Source organism: Microtetraspora malaysiensis (genome assembly GCF_001528665.1).
Classification (GTDB): Bacteria; Actinomycetota; Actinomycetes; order Streptosporangiales; family Streptosporangiaceae; genus Microtetraspora_A; species Microtetraspora_A malaysiensis.
Genome location: NZ_BBYJ01000023.1, coordinates 1 through 16,052, shown reverse-complemented (window position 1 = coordinate 16,052; position 16,052 = coordinate 1). Strand labels below are relative to the sequence as shown.

Here is a 16,052-nt window from a genome sequence, read left to right as displayed (position 1 = left end):
CCCGCACGGCCGGCAACGCCGCGACCGTACACTCCCCGGCATGTACCTGCGGCAGCTCACTGAAGAAGTCGAAGCGGTGTCGAAGCTCTATGCCGCCAAACACGGGATAGAACGCGACGACACGTGGTTTCTCCTGAAACTTCAGGAGGAGATCGGCGAGCTGACCCAGGCGTTCCTCATGCGGTCGGGGCAGGCCAGGAGCAAAGGGCACTCCGCGGACGAACTGGAAACGCAGTTCCGGGCGGAGCTCGCCGACGTCCTGTGTCAGCTCCTGGTGATGGCACGACATCACGGCGTCGACCTGGAGGCAGAGGTCGAGCGCAAATGGCTCGTCTGGAACCCGGACCGGTCCTTCGTCCCGTCACGACCTGAGGCGTCGGCGAGCGGGACGGGGCTCCGGGCCGCGCCGTCGGATGTCCAGGGGACGTGAAACAACCGGGTCATCCGCCGTCATCGAGGGATCGGTCCGGGTCGGGCATCGCGCCGGAACGCTCTTCCGCGTACCGGCGGACGACCCGCTCCAGGTAGTCCACCCGCGCCCCGCCGAGGTCGGCCAACTCGGCGGGGGAGCGCACGAGGGCGATGCGGTCCAGTTCCGGCTCACGCCCCAGTGCCGTTTCCGCGGACACCAGAGCCGCGAACCGCTCGCGCAGCAGCGCCTCCGGCTGACACGGAGCGAGGAACAGGACACCGACGCTCCTCCTCTTCCCGCGCGTGACGCCCCAGAGGGTCAGGTCGTCGGGTGGCGTGTCGACGCCGGTCTCCTCGACCAGTTCCCGGGCGGCATGCCGGCGGAGCGCCGCCACGTCGAGAGACTCATGATCGTCCGGCGGTTCGACTGATCCGCCCGGTAGCTGCCAGCGGCCGGGACTGGCCGTCGTCGGCGACATCCGTCCGGCCAGCAGGCGGCCGTCCTCGGTCGGCTGCACAACCGCGGCGAACAGCGACGGAAGCCACGAGGTCGCACCCGGAACCCGGCGCAGCGCGTAGTGCCGGTAGGTCGTCCTCACCCAGGAGAGGACCACGCTGTGCGGCCCCTCCCACGTCAGCCCCGCGGACGCCACCACCGGCCCGTCGAAGAGGCTCGGGTTCGCCCGTACCGCCTCCTCCCAGGCGCGGTCCATAGCGAGTCGCTCGTCGCGCGACAGCTGAGGAGCGGCGACTTCGACCAGGCGGAGCCGGTGAACCTCCAGGAGTCCGGCGGCAGAAGAGTGCGGCGATGGCTCGGTCACCGCCTCATGCTGACGCACCGCGGCCTGCCCGACAACGACCACGTCAAGATCGGTCGACCCTGTTTCAACGCAGCAGGGACCTGGCGGAGGGGGCCAGCCGTAACCGCTGCAGCACCATCGGCTCCACGACGGGAGCCACGTGGTCCCGCCAGCGGTCCGAGCTGTTCAGCCGGGTCAGATGCTCGTCGAGGTGAGCCTGGCTGGGAAAACACGCGAACCACACGAAGACGTTTTCGCCCGTACGTACCGGAAGCGCGGGGAAGGTGTTCTCGGCGTACTCCGTCCGCAGGCACGTCAGCGGCGGCGCCCCGGTCGCGGTCAGCAGCGTGCGGACCTCGCGATCGAAGAAGTCGGTGAATGCCTCGTCGAACGGCCGGTCGCGGCGGTAGATCGTCGCCAGGACGAGCGACGGTGGCGGCGTGGCGCCGCCGATCGGGGGCCGTACGGCGGCCGTGGCGGGGAAGCCGGAGCGCGTCGTCGCCGGACGCAGCAGCAGTACGTTGTCGGAGTCGATCATCGTGGCGTTGGCCGCGGGGCCGTGCGCCTTCCACACCGGCCCCCCGTAGAAGCCGGCCAGCGCCTCGGCGCGAGACGGCATGTCGCCGAACCCTCGCAGCCAGACGAACCGGTCCGGGTCATCGAGGTCACGAAACTGCCCCATGACCGCCATACCACCGGCTTCCTGGCTTTCGACGAACTCCCGGTCGAACAGCTCGATCAGGACGTCCCGTCGGCCAGGGTGCAATGCGTACTGCCGTAGCTCGATGATCGGATAGTCGCCGATCGGCGCCATGCCGCCTGCCCCTCTCAGAACAATTCTTGTTACAACTGAGTGCGTGCTGTGGATGCGGCCGGTTCTGACTGTGGATTGCCTACTCCCGGAGAGTCCGCTTCAGCACATCGGCGATCGAGGTACGCCGCAATTCCTGACATAGCGCCTGCTCGACACCGTCGTAGGCATGATCCAACGCTGGACGGATGCCCTTTCCGACCGGGCACTCGAGGTTGGGCTCGGTGTGATGCATCGCGAACAGCGGCTGCTGCTCGACCGCGTTGTAGACGTCGAGCAAGGTGATCTCCTCGGGCGCGCGGGCCAGGGTCCAGCCTGCCCCCGCGCCCCGGCGTACCTCCACGAGGCCCGCCCGGCGGAGGTCGCCCAGGCTGCGCCGGATGATCACAGGGTTGGTGTTCACGCTGGCGGCCACCTGCTCGGAGGTCAACAGGTCCTGCCCACGTCGGCGAGCGAGCGCCATCCACGTCAGCACGTGCGTTGCGATCGTCAGCCGGCTGTTCCCCGCCATCCCACCTCCCGTTTGCAACAGATCTTGTTACAACAAGGTGGGGTCGTCAAGGCCTGGACGTTGACCCGTACGCACCGTGATCGAGGAAGGCCGCTTCCTGCCAGGGCCGGCGAAGCCGATCGCGTCTGTTCCTATTCGGCGCATTCGCGCAGGTAACGACCTACTCCGGACCCCCGGGCGGGGGGACACGGCGCACCGAAAAAAATTTTTGTCTTAACAGTAGAAGTTGTCGGCTGCCAAGGTGGGTCACACAACGAGAGACAGAGGAGACCAAAAGATGCGCAAGATCGTCGCGGCTTTCTTCATTTCGCTGGACGGCGTCGTCGAGTCGCCGGACAAGTGGCACTTCCCCTACTTCGACGACGCGATGGGCGCGGCCATCGGCGCACAGATGTCCGAGAGTGACGCGATGATGATGGGGCGGGTGATGTACCAGGACTGGGCCGCCTACTGGCCGGGCAAGACCGAGGCGGACGACGAGTTCGCCCCCTTCATCAACAACATCCAGAAGTACGTCGTCTCCTCGACTCTCGACAAGGTCGAGTGGCAGAACTGCACGCTGATCAGCGGCGACTTCGTCGAGGAGATCACCAAGCTCAAGCAGGAGCCGGGCAAGACCATCAGCATCAGCGGCAGCACCACCCTCGTACACTCGCTGATGCGGCACGGCCTGCTCGACGAGCTCCGACTGCTCGTCCACCCGATCGTGGTCGGCACCGGCCAGCGGCTGTTCGAGGAGGGCGTTCAGATCCCGATGAAGCTCACCTCCTCGACGACCTTCGAGACGGGCGTACTGTCCCTCGTCTACCAGCCCGCCGAGAAGTGACCGGCATGGCCGTCAGCCCCGAGGGACGGAGCCTGGCGGCCCGGCCGGCTTTTCACGCGAGCGGTCATCCGACCGATGACGAATCGCCGGACGGAATGCGTTCCGCCCGGCGATCTTCCCGGAGTCAGGCGCTATGCCCGCCCGACCGGCTGGGTGTCACTCATCGAATGGTGACGCGATCCCCCTCCGGCGCCTCAACCGGCGAGTTCTTCACGATGTAGGACGCCAGCGCGCCGGTGTCGTCCGGCCCGCCGCGGTAGACGGTGGTGCTTCCCTCCCATTGCGGGAAGCCCTCCCAGCCGCCCACCAGCGTGTAATTGGCCGCGACCTTGATCACCTGAGTGTCGGTCACCGGAGCACCGTTCAACGTGATCTCAGTCACTTCCCCGCCCTCCAGCGTGTAGCGAAGCGAGGCCGACGGGGTCAGCACCCAGCCCGAGGGATTCGGATACGCCAGCAGCTTCTTGAGCTGCGCGCCGGTCATCGCGTTCACGTCCACGGCGAGCCCGGCCGGCCGGGTGTTCCACAGTTCCTCGTAGGTGACCGGCCCCGCGTTCAGGTCCGTCCGGAACCCGTACCTGCTGACGAGGGCGACCTCCGCACCGGAGAGGGCCTGGACCGAGTCCAGGTAGGCATCGGCGACCAGTTCGACCAGCGGGCCACCGCTGGCGGTCAGCCCGATGTTCTCGGCGGTCGCACCGAACGTTTCCTCCGCCCCCGGCGAACCGCACTTGAAGTAGTAGAGAGTGTTGGATGTCAGACCGTTCGGCTGTCTGATCTCGATCTGCACCGAGGTCTTGGCCGTAGTCTCCCAGTCCCATTCCCAGTCGAGCGTCTCCAGCACGGTGGTGAACACGGCTCTGTGGTGGGCCGGCACGTTGACGGTCTTCCACTCCTCGGTGCCGACGAGGCGATATTGGATGACCTGCGGGCCGGCGGGAAGACCCTCGAAGGAGCCGTGGATTTTGAAGGTCAACGGGCACTTCGACGCGGTAATCCGCTCGAAGTGGATGGTGAGCTTCTGGACGAGGTTCTGAGTCGGATCATCACCCTGCTCAGGCGGCGTGTCGGCGTTCGCGGTGGACGCGGACACGGTGCTCCACGATTTCGGGGCGGCATACGCCGCCGGCACAAAGGTGCCGGACGCCAGGGCGATAACGACCACCGGCCCCCCGATTCGGCGTCCAGTTCTCCCTAATAGGCCCACAGCATTCCTCTCCTGCGGTCTGCGACAAGGAATAACGGATTAGCCCGTTCCCTTGGAGAAATAGAGGCTAGCCGGACCGACCGACAATTCGGCGTCCACAACACAGGCATGCGACGCCACGCTGCCCGTCTCGGACATCGTGACCACAGCGCCTCAAGCCCGCTCGCCGACTACCGGGCGGCCCGCGACGCCGCGGGGAGAGCCGACAGGGCTGAAGAGCGCGGGAGCCAGAGGTGAGCACCGGATCTGTAGCGTTTACACGTCCATCATGCGTTCGGCATTGGCGATGATCGCATCATGGACGTAACGCGACAGGCCCGGAGCCACGTCGTCGAAATTGAGCCCGATCCGCTCATTAGCGAGGTAGGACTCGGCGACTGATCGATGAGTGCCGTAGTCGCAGTCGTGAAAACGCCGGTGGAGGTGGAGCCGATGCTCTTCGGCCACATCCATGACGATCGGGTCGGTGGCTGGGATTCCCGCGTTCATGGATTCGAGAAAACGTAGATGAATGCGGGACTGTTCTGCGCGGATCTCCAGCCAGTCTTCGGCCGAGTAGGCCGAGGCGCGGAGCTTCCGCTGCTGCCACAACTCGGATCCGCCCCACCTCTCCTCGGCACGCGCGGCGTTCTCCTCCAAGACGGAGCTTCCGAAGACTTCCAGCCGCTCATGAGAGGTGAGCGTGATGCCGAGCGTGCGCGCGTTCAGCTCTTTGTCGATGAGGGCGACCATGGCCTGGTGTCGTGCTATCCGTTCGGTGAGAAGGCGCCGCTGCTGGTGGAGCCGGTCGACGTCAGTGGATGCCTGGTCGGCCAGGAGCGCCCGGATCGCTTCCAGGTCGAAGTCCAGCTCCCGGTAGAACAGGATGCGTTGTAGCTCGCGCACGTCGTCGCCGGTGTAGAGCCGGTAACCGGTGGAACTGCGCCCTTCCGGCTCCAGCAGGCCGATCTCGTCGTAGTGGTGCAGCGTGCGTACCGACACTCCGGCCATCTTGGCGACGACGCCGACTGTGTACTCCTCCGTGCTCATGCCACCACGGTGCCGCCTGACGCCACGTAGGGGTCAAGCCGTCCGGCCATACGTCGAAATCCCCGTCGCCACTATCTCCGGCGCCGCCGGCATTCTTCTTCTCTCAACGTGTCAACGACCAGCTCATTCGAGGGTCCTGAAGGCGTGATAGATACATCGGCGATGACGAGCGAGGTCTCGGCATTCGCGGAGCTGTTCGCCGGCCAGTACCAGTCGTTGGTACGGCTTGCCGGGCTGCTCGGCGCGGATGATCCGGAGGACATCGCCCAGGAGGCGTTCGCCCGCCTGCACTCCCGGCGACTACGCGACGACGGGGCCGCGCTCGGCTACTTGAGAGTCACCGTCTGCAACCTGACCCGTAAACGGCTGCGTCACCTACGTGTGGCGCGGCTGTATCGCACCGGGCCACCCAGTCCGATGCCCAGCAGCGAGCACGTCGCACTCGTTGCGGAGGAGCATCGTGAGTTGCTTTCCGCCCTCGACCGCCTGCCGCGCCGTCAGCGCGAGGTGCTTGTCCTGCGCTATTGGCTGGATCTATCCGAACGTGAGATCGCCGAGGCGATGGGGGTATCGCCGGGCTCGGTGAAAACGCATGCCAGCCGCGGCATCGCCGCCCTCAGCAAGGCATTGGAGACGTCATGAATGAGCTTGAAGACCGTCTGCGTTCGGCACTTGACGCCCGCGCCCACACCTACGAAGCCAGCCCACAGGCGTGGATCAAGGTACGCAGGCGCACTCTGCGTTCGCAGCGCCGACGGTTCTGGCTGCTCGCGCTCGTCCCAACGGCCGCGGCCACGACTGCCCTGCCGTTCTTCCTGGCCGCAGGGAGCGGACCGAATGGCATCGGCACCGGTGTGGTCACCGCCCACCCCACCAAAGAAAGCGGTGGCGACGTCTACACGGATGTCATGCGGGACAAGACGCCGCTCGGTGACCGGCTGATCCTCGACAACCCTTCAGAACACCGACCGATGCTCCTGTGGTTCGCCAGGACGACGGACGCGCGAGGTGTCGCCGGTGCGGTGTTCTGTACGGCCACGCAGTCCAGAAACGGGGGAGGTGGCGGAGGCTGTAACGACGTTCTCGTCGAGAGCCGACCACAGGAGGAACGGGCCTGGGCGGAGGGGTCGACAGAGTCATGGCCGCCGCCGGAGACGGTGCTGTATTACGGGAGCGCCCGTGACGGTGTGGCCGGGGTCTCGGCCATCGCCAAGGACGGCTCCACAATCGCGGGTACCCTCCAGCGGCCCGCGAGCGCGCCCCTGTCGATCTGGACAGTAACGATGCCCTCGGAGACGCGCATAACGGCATTCGAGTTCACCGACACCGAAGGGCGGGTCATCGAGCGGGTGAAAGACGAGGCCAACCACGTCGGGCCTGAAGCCAACGGCAGACCCCTCGGCTCGGCCATGCACATGCCAGGAGGCCTCATCGCGAACGTCTACGAGACTCCCGACAAGACGCTGATCTGGACGCTGGACGGCCAGGAGGTCGGCATGCACCTGGTCCGGTCGAAGGACCTGATGACCGACATGGGCGGCGACAAATACCCGGTTGATTTCCGAGACCGTGACGGCCGCTGGTTCGGCCTCACCACTCCCCAGACAGTCCGGGTCGCACTGGTTTTCAAAGACGGTCGGCGGGTGACCGTCAACGCACAAGCCGACCGCTGGAAAATCGGCGTCCGGCTGTTCTCCGGCACCTACCAGCGGCCCGGTGACATCTACCTCGAAGGATTCCAGCTCATCGGCTACGACGAGGCAGGCACCGTGATCTGGCACGAAAACCATCCGGCTCAAAAGCCGCTGTGGCAGACGCCTCTGCCCATGTCCAGTCCGAGGTAGCGGGCCGGGGCAGGCCGCTGAGCCGGTGGTCCCCTCCTGGCGAATGTCCCGCCACTTGAACTGCGCCAGGTTGATCCCCGCGCGATAGAGCGCTCCGAAATCGGCAGGCGAGAGATCCCAGCAAGGGCTGTGCAGCCGCCGGTTGCCGTACCGGTCCACCCATTCCATGGTGGCGATCTCCGCATCATTCACACCCTTCCCATCCGTCTTGTACTGGCCGATGACGCTCTCTGCCAGGGCCTTGTCGTATCTGTCTCCGCGTGCGCCGACGGAGCAGACCCCGGCCAATCTCAGCGATCCGCTGAGCGTCCGTACTGGAGGTGCCGGACTGCCGCCGTCGTCGATCCCGGCCTGGCGGACCCAGCCGCGCAACGCCTTTCGATGCACCCCGAGCCGGCCGGCGACGGCCGCAAACCTGACGTGAACCATTCCCGGAATCAGCGGTAAGTACAGGCGACCGTGATCACGCGTCGAAAGGCATCGAATGAAGGAGCAAGCGATCCATGCTCGGGCTACCCGCGACAGATGAGCAGCTCGCCGACACGGCGCTGATACAGCTGTCCTGGGAGGAACCGGAGTTCTTCGCCGGCGTCTTCGATCGGCACGCGCCGCTGCTGCATCGGTACGCCGCCCGGCGGCTCGGTCCCGATGCCGCCGAGGATGTGGTGTCGGAGACCTTCCTGGCCGCCTTCCAGCATCGTCACCGCTACGACGTCGAGCAGGGCGATGTCCGGCCGTGGCTCTACGGCATCGCCTCCAACGTGATCGGCAAACGGCGGCGGGCCGAGACCACCCGCTATCGGGCGTACGTACGGAGCGGGGTGCATCCGGCGGAGGTGGCCGGCGGCCTCGTCGAGGACGGCGTGACGACGCTCGCGGTGAACCTCCCGCTCGTCTCCGCGCTCGCGGCGCTCAAGGCGAGAGATCGTGACGTGCTGCTGCTCGTGGCCTGGGTCGAACTGACCTACGAGGAGGTCGCGCAGGCGCTGAACATCCCCCTCGGCACCGTACGTTCGCGACTCAACCGCGCCCGCAAGAAGGTCCGTCAGGCACTGGACCGGAACCATGCGACTCACTGAAAGGGACAAGACGATGAATGACCTGACCGAGATCAAGCGGCTCTGGGAGGAGGTGCCCCCCGGCTCACAGGAGCATCTCGCGGGCGCGCGCACCGCGCTGCTGGAAGCGGCCCGCACACCGGCTCAGGGGAAGCCGACGGTGCGGGTGCCCCGGCTTCGGAGGTACGGCCTGCGCATCGGGATAGCCGGCGGCCTGGCCGCGGCGATGGCCGCCGGCGTGACCGTCGTCCAGGTCGGCCTGGGCGACTCGCAGGGATCGGACGGCATCGCGGGCCTCCTCGCCGCCCCGCCCGCGAACGCCCAGCAGCTGCTGAAGGTCGCCGCGCACGCGGCCGCGGCCGAGCCGGACCTGCGTCCTGGGCCTGGTCAGTACATCCACACCGAGACTCGGGTCATGAACTATTGGTCCTTCGGCTCCGCCGGCGCGCACATCAGCCGCACCGAGGAGCGGTGGGTTCCCGCCGACGGGGCGAAGCAGTGGCTCACGCGGGAGCAGACGACCAAGGCCGAGCCGGTGCCCGGCGTGCCGATGCCGTCGCAGCGGCCCATTCCGGGAGTGACCATGGAGACAGAGGACTCCCTGTACGAGTCGTCCTGTGCCGCCGGCTCCAAGGACGCCATCACCGAGGCCCAGATGAGCGACTGGCCGACCGATGTGGCATTCCTGCGCAAGCAGGTTCAGGCGAAGGCGGCCAAGTACACGGCCGTGCCGGAGAAGCTCCGCGAGTGGGAGGCGGTCGGCACCCTGCTCCGCTCGACTGTGTTCCGCCCCGGTCTCACCGCGGCGCTCTACCAGATCACCGCTGAGATCCCCGGGATCACCCTTGTACCGGACGCGGTTGACGCCGCCGGCCGCCGGGGCATCGCCGTCGCGTTGGAGAACGACGGCGTCCGGTCGGAGCTCATCTTCGACAAGCAGACCTACCACTATCTAGGCGAGCGAGAAGTGGCGACCAAGGACAAGACCACCACAGTGCCCGCCCCGCCGCCGATCTCCGATAAGGAATTTGACGATTTGAAGCGGCAAATGGTGGCAAAGGGCACGGATCCCGCCGAGGCGACCAAGACCCTGGAGTCCCTGCGGAAGAAGAAGCAGCCGGCGACGATCTTCAAGCCGCGGGGTGCGGTGATCGGCTCCTCCGCCGTGGTCAAGGTCGACCTGACGGACGCCCTGCCGCCGCTCTCGACAAAGGTCTCGCGCATGAAGATCCCCTGCTGAGAGAGCCGGATGCCACATCGGTGGTGATCTAGCGGCGGGGGCATGTCAAAGGCTTCGTATCCTCCGGGTACGGGGCCTTTGGCGTACGTCCGGCCTCCGGCGACCTCGGCGGACCGAGCATCACCGCACATGGCGGTTTCTTTCGCGCCTCAACGACGGGCATCGAATCGTGCTACACCGTGGCGAGAGGTGGTGGCCTGTAACGTGTGGTGGCGCCTGTCGATTTAAGGGGTCCCTTTGCGCGGCCCGGTTGATGTACTTCGTTGCTGTGCAGCGGTCACGTCCTCAAGCCTCGGCGTTCTGGACAGCCATCAAAGCTTCAAAGAGATGCCATCCGTCGACTTCCTTGGTGCCGGGCCCCCTGGGCAACTCTCCGCGCGCTGTTGCAATCTGCAGGAGGCTGCGAACCGTCTTAGGCTCGTAGAGGTTCAACCAGTCCCGTTCGGGGAGCGCTACCACGGTGCCGGCCTCGAAATAGGTATTGGAAATGATCCTGTCCGGGCCGGGCCGAAAGACGATCGACAGACAGGAACGTGAGCCCTCCCGCCAGAGCGACAGAGTCAGACGGCAGTTGTCATACCGATTCCTGTCGAGCTTCTGGCGCACCGACCAAAGCCATGTGGTGTCGCCGTCGACGAGGCGACGCAGCCTGCGATCGTCCTTCACACCTTCGTCCTAGAGTGTCGCCTGCCAGCGTTTTCCGAAGCCATGTGCCCCAAAAATGCCCCCGATCGACCACACAACCCAACACCGTTCCACCGGAGGGTCTCCAGTCGGAGCGGAGTGCGCCAGGCTCAAGTTGTCGGCTGGAGTTGGACGAGGATCATCCAATTATCCTCGTCCTTCTTGTAGGTGGCGCGGACCCTGTACAGGCCAGGCTCCAGATCAATAGTGAGTCGTTCGTCAGACTCCAGCTCAGCACCGGGAATTGCAGAGTCGAAGAGTATGACCTGCTCCCGTACCTCCCAGTTCAGATCTTCGTCATCGTCCCAATCCCGTTGCCCCGCGAGGGCTCGCCTGCCCGCCGCAACCAGCTCGGCTTCGGAGTATGCGGCGGCCCAGCGCAAGAAGAGGCGTTCGGTCGTCAGGTAGGTCGTCATGGCCGGTTCATCACCGAGAACCAGGGCCTGCTGCGCCCCAACGGTGACGAGGCCGATGTAGCCCTCAGCGGCACACGCGCGACCGTAGTCACCCCAGGTCTCTACGGGCCCGTCGTTGTGGTCTACGCCCGCCCAATGGTCCAGCTCGGACTTGGGGACGACGATTAGCGGCCCTCCTGCGGTCTCGACCCAGGTGTGAAGCACTGACGGCCTCCTTTCACCGGTGTATGCCTGGAGAAGGCAGAGGTCCTGGCATTGCTACTCGGCGATGGTGACGCGCTGCCTCTCCGCCCAGCGGATCGCCGGAGGGGACCATACGTCGTAGTTCTGATCCGTCCTCACGGCTGACCTGCGGTCAGCGGATCACGGCCGCGCTCGCCACGCTCACCACCCAGGGGCGGGCGGTCGGCGTCGGAGTCATGGCCGCGTTGCAGGACCCGCGCAATGAGGTCATGAACATCCGCAACCTGTTCCCCGACAAAATCGCGCCCGGCTCGACTCCGCACCATGGTCGCCGAGTACACGCAGCCTGTGGACACCGCGCCGGTCGCGGACCACGGGGCGGCCCTGGACTCCACGTCCATCGCGACCCGCGTGCCGGTCATAGGGGAGGTGGCCCCATGATCCTGGCTCACCTGCTCGACTCCGCGGGCGTCCCACGGACGCCCCACGGGCGTTCAGGGCCGGAACCGGTCGGTGGTGTCGATCAGGCGGTGCCGGATCCCCGGTTCGGAGCCGCCGTGGCCCGCGTCCTCGACGATATGGAACTCGGCCTCAGGCCACGCCTGGTGCAGGTCCCACGCTTGATCGGGCGGGGTCTTCATGTCGTAGCGGCCGTTGACGATCACAGCGGGTATGCGTCGGATGCGGTCGATGCCCGCCAGGAGGCCCTCCTCGGGGAGGAAACCACCGTTGCTGATGTAGTGGTGGGTGATGCGGGCGAAGGTGAGGATGTCGGCATCGCCGACCGCCGGCGGATCGACGGGGAGCAGGGTGTTGGCCGAGAACTCCCAGCCCATCCAGGCGCGGGCCGCGGGGATGTGGACCGCGGGGTCCGGGTCACCGATGCGGCGGCCGTAGGCGGTCATCAGGTCGTGCCTCTCGGCGGCGGGAACCGCGTCGCGGAACGCGGCCCACTCCGCCGGGAAGAGGCGGGCGGCGCCGGTGGGGGTGAAGCTCCAGGTCTCATCGGACGGGCGGACGAGGTAGATGCCGCGCAACACCAGTTCGGTGACGCGGCCGGGGTGGGCCTGGGCGTACGAGAGGGCGAGCGTACTGCCCCAGCTTCCGCCGAAGACCAGCCAGCTATCGATGGAGAGGTGCTCACGGAGCCGTTCGATGTCGGCGACGAGGTGCGGGGTGGTGTTGCGCTCCAGCGAGACCCCAGGGTCTCCGGCGCTCGGCCGACTGGCGCCGCAGTTCCGCTGGTCGAACAGCACGATCCGGTACGCCTCCGGATCGAAGAATCGGCGGAAGCCGGGCAGGAGGCCCCCACCGGGACCGCCGTGCAGGAAGACCGCGGGTTTTCCGGCGGGATTCCCGCAGACCTCCCAGTAGATCTCGTTGCCGTCGCCGGTATCGAGCAGACCGGACTCATGCGGCTCAATCGGCGGATAGAACTCCTTCAGCCTCATACGATCAAGTAGACCACTTTGTCATCACCGGGGTTCATCACATCAGGACGTTCGGCGGGCCTGCCGTTGACGAAGGCCGGTTTCCGAGGCGGAGGGCCGGGATGCCCCGGCGCCACGGTCACGGTCAAGAGCCCGGCGCAGCTGGGAGACCTTGGCCTGAAGGGCGTTGGCGGGGTTTCCCGGCAGCTCCTCGCCCCACAGGTCGTCGACGAGCCGGTCGGTGGAGACCGGCCGCCCCCCGAAGAACTACGCGAACGCGCGAAGGCTCGAGCCGAGCAAGAAGGAAAAACGGTGTCCGCACTGGCCCGAGAAGCATTCGAGCACAATGCAGGCGGCCCGGTCGAGTAGACGAACGAACAAGCGCCGGATCTCGCCATGAGTCGGTCACCTGGCGCTACACCCCGACCGTGCCGGTGCCCGATTAAGACAGGGCCTCGATGGGTGCCGTGGTCACCAGCTCCTGCACGGCCCGAGCGAGCTCCGCGTCGAGTGTGATGAACGCGTCGGCTTGCAGCAGGGTCAGGGCGATGTATTCGGCGGCGAACGTGTCCGGCCACCCGAGTTGGTCGGCGATCTTCCACGCGGTGCTCTGAAGGACGCGGTCGCCGAGCAGCCGAATCCGTAGCCCTCGCACGTAATTGAGCCGGCGATCGGCGTCCTTCTTGGTCATCTCACCGCAGCAAACTGCTTGGTAGAGAAGCGACAGCATCTGTGAGCGAAGAAGCGTTGGAGCCAGGATCTGGTGTTCGTCGGGGATCACGGTCTCGTTATGGGCCAATCGAAGGGCCACGTCCGGCCCGATCACATACTTGGTCAACGTGACCATCTCCTCTGTGACACGGAGACGGCAAGGAACCTGGTACGGCAGGCGCCGCCCGGCTCGCCCTGGGTGCCGCCCCGAACAGTGATGGACATCGTAGGGCCCAGCACACGCGCGGGTCACGACAAGATCGCCACGGGCCACTCCAGCACAAGAGCCGCGATCATCTACAAGCACGCTACCGACAAGCGGGGCACCGGGTGGCGAAACGTGCGGTGGAGCCTAGGAGATTCGAACTCCTGAATCCTGCTTGCAAATCGGCCTGATCTTCAGGGGAAACCGCCGCTACCTGGGCGAGAGACAGTCCGCGAGGGATCGTGACTGCCCCCTGTTGACCGCCCTTGATGGCCCGCTAATGGCCCGGCGATCATGCCCAAGACCTGCAACGTGTCATGTGCGGCTTAAGTCGCGGGGCAGAACACCGATTTGAGGGCGTTGGTGCTGCGTTGGTCCGCGGTGTGCGCTCGTCATTGTCCATGGCCAGTGTCATGGACACGGCGAACTGTAGACGGCCATCAGAGGAGGTATGGGTCGAGGCGAAGAAGCCGGGGCGCTGCCCCCGCCTCCTGGGGCGAACTCGGGGTTGCCCGCGCACGGGCCGCCCGAGGGCTGCTGCGGCGGCATTCCAGGCGGCGGGTCGGCGAGCAGTCTGTTCAGGGACTCCAGCAGGAGCCCGCCCGGGCGGAGGGCGCGCTTGAAGGCGCTGACGTTGCGCGCGGTGGAGACCACGCCGCCTGCGCCGAGCATGGTGGTGGCGTTGATCTTGTCGGCATCGCGCAGCGCGTGGTCCGAGTGGACCTGGTCGTGCATGCCGGCGAGCGTCGGCCAGGATGAGCGAGCTGGCTTGGCTCGTGCGGGTCCACGCCGCTCGACCCTGTCTACTGAGCCGGCTCGGCCACGCCAACCGACCCGGCCTGTCCGCCGCCGAACACCTCTTTGACGAGCCTTTGCGTCGCCTTCTGGAACGCCTCGCCCAGGGACAGTGCGGCGTCGTCGACATAGTTGAACGCGGCGGTCAGAGTCTTGCTGCCGTCGGGCGTGCTGTACATCAGCGCCCCGTGGCCCGCCATGCCGCCGTTGTGGGTGATGATGGTGCCGCCGTTTTCGCCCGCGTCCTGCACGAACACTCCCAGGCCGTAGCCGACCTTGGGCTCCGGCGTGCACATCTCGGCCAGCAGCGGGGCCGGCAGGAGCTTGCCGCCCACCAGCGCGGAGATGAACGTGTGCAGGTCCTGGGTAGTCGAGATCATGTCACCGCCGCTGGAGATCCAGGAGGGGTTCTGGCGGGTGACGTCGACCGTCTTCTGCTGGCCGGCCTCCTCGTACCGGTAGTAGGCGTGGGCGTGCGGCTCGGAGATCTCCGACTGGGTGGTCGGCGCCACGGTGCCCGTCAGCCCGAGCGGCCCCAGGATCAGCCGCTGCATCTCCTCGGCGACCGAACGGCCGGTGACCTTCTCGATCAGCAGCCTGGCCAGCACGTAGTTGGTGTTGGAATAGCTCCAGTCCGTCCCCGGCGCGAACCGCGCCGGCTTGGACAAGGCCAGCCGTACCAGCTCCTCCGGCCGGTAGGTCGTGAACCGGTTGTCCACCCACTCCTGGCCCGCGGTCGTGGCGGGGATCCCCGGCACGACCGTCCCGTCGTCGTAGAACTCGCCAGTGAAGTTGAACACCCCGCTGGTGTGCTGCAACAGCATCCGCACCGTGATCCGCCGGTCCAACCCGAACTCGGGCAGGTAGCCGTCCGCCGGGGCGTCCAGCCCGACCTTGCCCTCGGCCACCAGTTGCAGCACCAGGGTCGCGATGAAGGTCTTGGTGTTGCTGCCGATCCGGACCCGCCCGTTGGTCGGCGGTTTGGCGCTCTCGCCCAGCTTGGCCACCCCGGCACTGCCGACCCACTCGCCCCGCTCATCGTGCACGCGCATCGTCATCCCGGTGAAACCAGAATCGACGATCTCCTCGATGGCCTTCTGCAGCTCCGGGCGGTCCTGGTCGGTATGGGTGATGGACATGGTGGTGTGCTCCTTTAGAACTGTTACGAAATTCAACTGAGCGGACAGGGTCGCCGCGCCTGAGGGGTGCCCCTCTTACAGGCTGCGGGCGGTGATGTCGCCGTTGGAGGTGGTGGCGTGGATCTCGAGTTCGGCGGTGCCATCGTTCTTGAGGGCGTTGGTGATACGGCCGTGGGTGGTGCCGGCGTCCAGGGAAGCCGAGACGCCCGCGGCGGCGCCGACCGAAATGTCGCCGGACTGCGTGCGGAGCACGACCTTGCCGCCCATGGCCTCGGCGATCCGGATGTCGCCCCTTGCGGTGCTGATCTCCGCAGGGCCGCCCAGGCGGCCGACCTCGACGTCGCCGTCGGTCGCGGTGAGGCGGAGGCTTGCGGTCTCATCGATCTTGATCTGGCGGTATGCGCCTTCGAAGGCGACGTCGCCGAGGCGGCCGACGGTCCGGAGTTCGGCGCTGGCCGTCTTGGCCTCGATGCGGGAGCCGGCGGGCAGCTTGACCGTCACCTCGATGGCCCCAGTCGGGCCGAGGTACTGGTGCTTCATCGAGGTCTCGATCCGCAGGACGCCGTCGGCGTATTCGACCGTGGTCTGCTCGGCCGCCTTCACATCACGGCCCTTGGAGGGGCTGGCGGGCAGGACCTCGACGGTGGTGTCGGCCCGGTCGGCGGCGATGAACTGGACGCGTCCGGCGGGGATGTCCAGGACGGCGGAGATCGGGGCGGGGGTGGCGAACTTCTGCATCGTGTGCTCCTTGT

The 16,052-nt window shown here is 66.7% G+C and carries 18 protein-coding genes; 6 read left to right on the top strand and 12 right to left on the bottom strand.

Annotated elements, in window-relative coordinates; genetic code table 11:
* The first annotated feature begins 40 nt into the window (after positions 1 to 40).
* Positions 41 to 430, top strand: a complete 390-nt coding sequence (locus AWQ71_RS27765; RefSeq protein WP_067138250.1) for a nucleoside triphosphate pyrophosphohydrolase family protein — start codon at positions 41 to 43, stop codon at positions 428 to 430.
* Positions 431 to 440: 10 nt separating this feature from the next.
* On the opposite strand, the gene AWQ71_RS27760 is transcribed toward AWQ71_RS27765, so the two are convergent.
* From AWQ71_RS27760 to AWQ71_RS27750, 3 genes are all read right to left on the bottom strand, one after another.
* Positions 441 to 1,232, bottom strand: coding sequence for an NUDIX hydrolase (locus AWQ71_RS27760; RefSeq protein ID WP_067138466.1), 792 nt, complete (start codon positions 1,230 to 1,232; stop codon positions 441 to 443).
* Between the two features lie 64 nt (positions 1,233 to 1,296).
* The gene (locus AWQ71_RS27755) at positions 1,297 to 2,025 is read right to left on the bottom strand and encodes an NIPSNAP family protein (RefSeq protein ID WP_067138249.1); all 729 of its coding nucleotides are present in this window, start codon (positions 2,023 to 2,025) and stop codon (positions 1,297 to 1,299) included.
* Between the two features lie 79 nt (positions 2,026 to 2,104).
* Positions 2,105 to 2,533 carry an Rrf2 family transcriptional regulator gene (locus AWQ71_RS27750; protein ID WP_067138248.1) on the bottom strand — a complete coding sequence of 143 codons (429 nt, stop codon included), beginning with the start codon at positions 2,531 to 2,533 and terminating at the stop codon, positions 2,105 to 2,107.
* A gap of 277 nt (positions 2,534 to 2,810) precedes the next feature.
* Here AWQ71_RS27750 and AWQ71_RS27745 point away from each other — a divergent pair, with 277 nt between their 5' ends.
* Positions 2,811 to 3,359, top strand: coding sequence for a dihydrofolate reductase family protein (locus AWQ71_RS27745; protein WP_067138246.1), 549 nt, complete (start codon positions 2,811 to 2,813; stop codon positions 3,357 to 3,359).
* 160 nt (positions 3,360 to 3,519) lie between these two features.
* On the opposite strand, the gene AWQ71_RS27740 is transcribed toward AWQ71_RS27745, so the two are convergent.
* The gene (locus tag AWQ71_RS27740; protein WP_169806645.1) at positions 3,520 to 4,452 is read right to left on the bottom strand and encodes a 5'-nucleotidase C-terminal domain-containing protein; all 933 of its coding nucleotides are present in this window, start codon (positions 4,450 to 4,452) and stop codon (positions 3,520 to 3,522) included.
* 369 nt (positions 4,453 to 4,821) lie between these two features.
* Positions 4,822 to 5,595, bottom strand: a complete 774-nt coding sequence (locus AWQ71_RS27735) for a MerR family transcriptional regulator (RefSeq protein WP_067138242.1) — start codon at positions 5,593 to 5,595, stop codon at positions 4,822 to 4,824.
* A gap of 162 nt (positions 5,596 to 5,757) precedes the next feature.
* On the opposite strand from AWQ71_RS27735, the gene AWQ71_RS27730 reads away from it, so the two are divergent.
* The 4 genes from AWQ71_RS27730 (at position 5,758) to AWQ71_RS27715 (ending at position 9,737) form a co-directional block, all read left to right on the top strand.
* Positions 5,758 to 6,237, top strand: coding sequence for a SigE family RNA polymerase sigma factor (locus AWQ71_RS27730; RefSeq protein WP_067138238.1), 480 nt, complete (start codon positions 5,758 to 5,760; stop codon positions 6,235 to 6,237).
* The gene (locus tag AWQ71_RS27725; protein WP_067138237.1) at positions 6,234 to 7,439 is read left to right on the top strand and encodes a hypothetical protein; all 1,206 of its coding nucleotides are present in this window, start codon (positions 6,234 to 6,236) and stop codon (positions 7,437 to 7,439) included. Before AWQ71_RS27730 ends, AWQ71_RS27725 begins: the two co-directional genes overlap by 4 nt.
* A 503-nt stretch (positions 7,440 to 7,942) precedes the next feature.
* Entirely contained in the window at positions 7,943 to 8,518 is a 576-nt protein-coding gene (locus AWQ71_RS27720; RefSeq protein ID WP_067138236.1) for an RNA polymerase sigma factor, read from the top strand.
* Positions 8,519 to 8,531: 13 nt separating this feature from the next.
* The gene (locus AWQ71_RS27715; protein WP_067138234.1) at positions 8,532 to 9,737 is read left to right on the top strand and encodes a CU044_5270 family protein; all 1,206 of its coding nucleotides are present in this window, start codon (positions 8,532 to 8,534) and stop codon (positions 9,735 to 9,737) included.
* A 285-nt stretch (positions 9,738 to 10,022) separates the two neighbouring features.
* Here AWQ71_RS27715 and AWQ71_RS27710 read toward each other — a convergent pair whose 3' ends face one another.
* The 7 genes from AWQ71_RS27710 to AWQ71_RS27680 form a co-directional block, all read right to left on the bottom strand.
* Positions 10,023 to 10,403: a hypothetical protein gene (locus tag AWQ71_RS27710; RefSeq protein ID WP_067138230.1), complete on the bottom strand. Its 381-nt coding sequence runs from the start codon at positions 10,401 to 10,403 to the stop codon at positions 10,023 to 10,025.
* Positions 10,404 to 10,531: 128 nt separating this feature from the next.
* Positions 10,532 to 11,041, bottom strand: a complete 510-nt coding sequence (locus tag AWQ71_RS27705) for an Imm21 family immunity protein (protein WP_067138229.1) — start codon at positions 11,039 to 11,041, stop codon at positions 10,532 to 10,534.
* A 473-nt stretch (positions 11,042 to 11,514) separates the two neighbouring features.
* Positions 11,515 to 12,465 carry a prolyl aminopeptidase gene (gene pip / locus AWQ71_RS27700; protein WP_218001997.1) on the bottom strand — a complete coding sequence of 317 codons (951 nt, stop codon included), beginning with the start codon at positions 12,463 to 12,465 and terminating at the stop codon, positions 11,515 to 11,517.
* 427 nt (positions 12,466 to 12,892) lie between these two features.
* Positions 12,893 to 13,288 (bottom strand): type II toxin-antitoxin system VapC family toxin, encoded by a 396-nt coding sequence (locus tag AWQ71_RS27695; protein ID WP_067138464.1) that lies wholly within the window; start codon positions 13,286 to 13,288, stop codon positions 12,893 to 12,895.
* A gap of 489 nt (positions 13,289 to 13,777) precedes the next feature.
* Positions 13,778 to 14,101: a hypothetical protein gene (locus AWQ71_RS27690; RefSeq protein WP_067138226.1), complete on the bottom strand. Its 324-nt coding sequence runs from the start codon at positions 14,099 to 14,101 to the stop codon at positions 13,778 to 13,780.
* Between the two features lie 68 nt (positions 14,102 to 14,169).
* Entirely contained in the window at positions 14,170 to 15,300 is a 1,131-nt protein-coding gene (locus AWQ71_RS27685; RefSeq protein WP_067138223.1) for a serine hydrolase domain-containing protein, read from the bottom strand.
* A 75-nt stretch (positions 15,301 to 15,375) separates the two neighbouring features.
* Positions 15,376 to 16,038 (bottom strand): DUF4097 family beta strand repeat-containing protein, encoded by a 663-nt coding sequence (locus AWQ71_RS27680; RefSeq protein WP_067138462.1) that lies wholly within the window; start codon positions 16,036 to 16,038, stop codon positions 15,376 to 15,378.
* Between the last annotated feature and the right edge of the window lie 14 nt (positions 16,039 to 16,052).

What these genes read in the sequence shown, in the direction of transcription:
- AWQ71_RS27715 (WP_067138234.1), top strand. Translation starts at nt 8,532, where the DNA reads ATGAATGACCTGACCGAGATCAAGCGGCTCTGGGAGGAGGTGCCCCCC.
- AWQ71_RS27680 (WP_067138462.1), bottom strand. Translation starts at nt 16,038, where the DNA reads ATGCAGAAGTTCGCCACCCCCGCCCCGATCTCCGCCGTCCTGGACATC.
- AWQ71_RS27725 (WP_067138237.1), top strand. Translation starts at nt 6,234, where the DNA reads ATGAATGAGCTTGAAGACCGTCTGCGTTCGGCACTTGACGCCCGCGCC.
- AWQ71_RS27765 (WP_067138250.1), top strand. Translation starts at nt 41, where the DNA reads ATGTACCTGCGGCAGCTCACTGAAGAAGTCGAAGCGGTGTCGAAGCTC.
- AWQ71_RS27730 (WP_067138238.1), top strand. Translation starts at nt 5,758, where the DNA reads ATGACGAGCGAGGTCTCGGCATTCGCGGAGCTGTTCGCCGGCCAGTAC.
- AWQ71_RS27755 (WP_067138249.1), bottom strand. Translation starts at nt 2,025, where the DNA reads ATGGCGCCGATCGGCGACTATCCGATCATCGAGCTACGGCAGTACGCA.
- AWQ71_RS27750 (WP_067138248.1), bottom strand. Translation starts at nt 2,533, where the DNA reads ATGGCGGGGAACAGCCGGCTGACGATCGCAACGCACGTGCTGACGTGG.
- AWQ71_RS27735 (WP_067138242.1), bottom strand. Translation starts at nt 5,595, where the DNA reads ATGAGCACGGAGGAGTACACAGTCGGCGTCGTCGCCAAGATGGCCGGA.
- AWQ71_RS27720 (WP_067138236.1), top strand. Translation starts at nt 7,943, where the DNA reads ATGCTCGGGCTACCCGCGACAGATGAGCAGCTCGCCGACACGGCGCTG.
- AWQ71_RS27745 (WP_067138246.1), top strand. Translation starts at nt 2,811, where the DNA reads ATGCGCAAGATCGTCGCGGCTTTCTTCATTTCGCTGGACGGCGTCGTC.
- AWQ71_RS27690 (WP_067138226.1), bottom strand. Translation starts at nt 14,101, where the DNA reads ATGCACGACCAGGTCCACTCGGACCACGCGCTGCGCGATGCCGACAAG.
- AWQ71_RS27685 (WP_067138223.1), bottom strand. Translation starts at nt 15,300, where the DNA reads ATGTCCATCACCCATACCGACCAGGACCGCCCGGAGCTGCAGAAGGCC.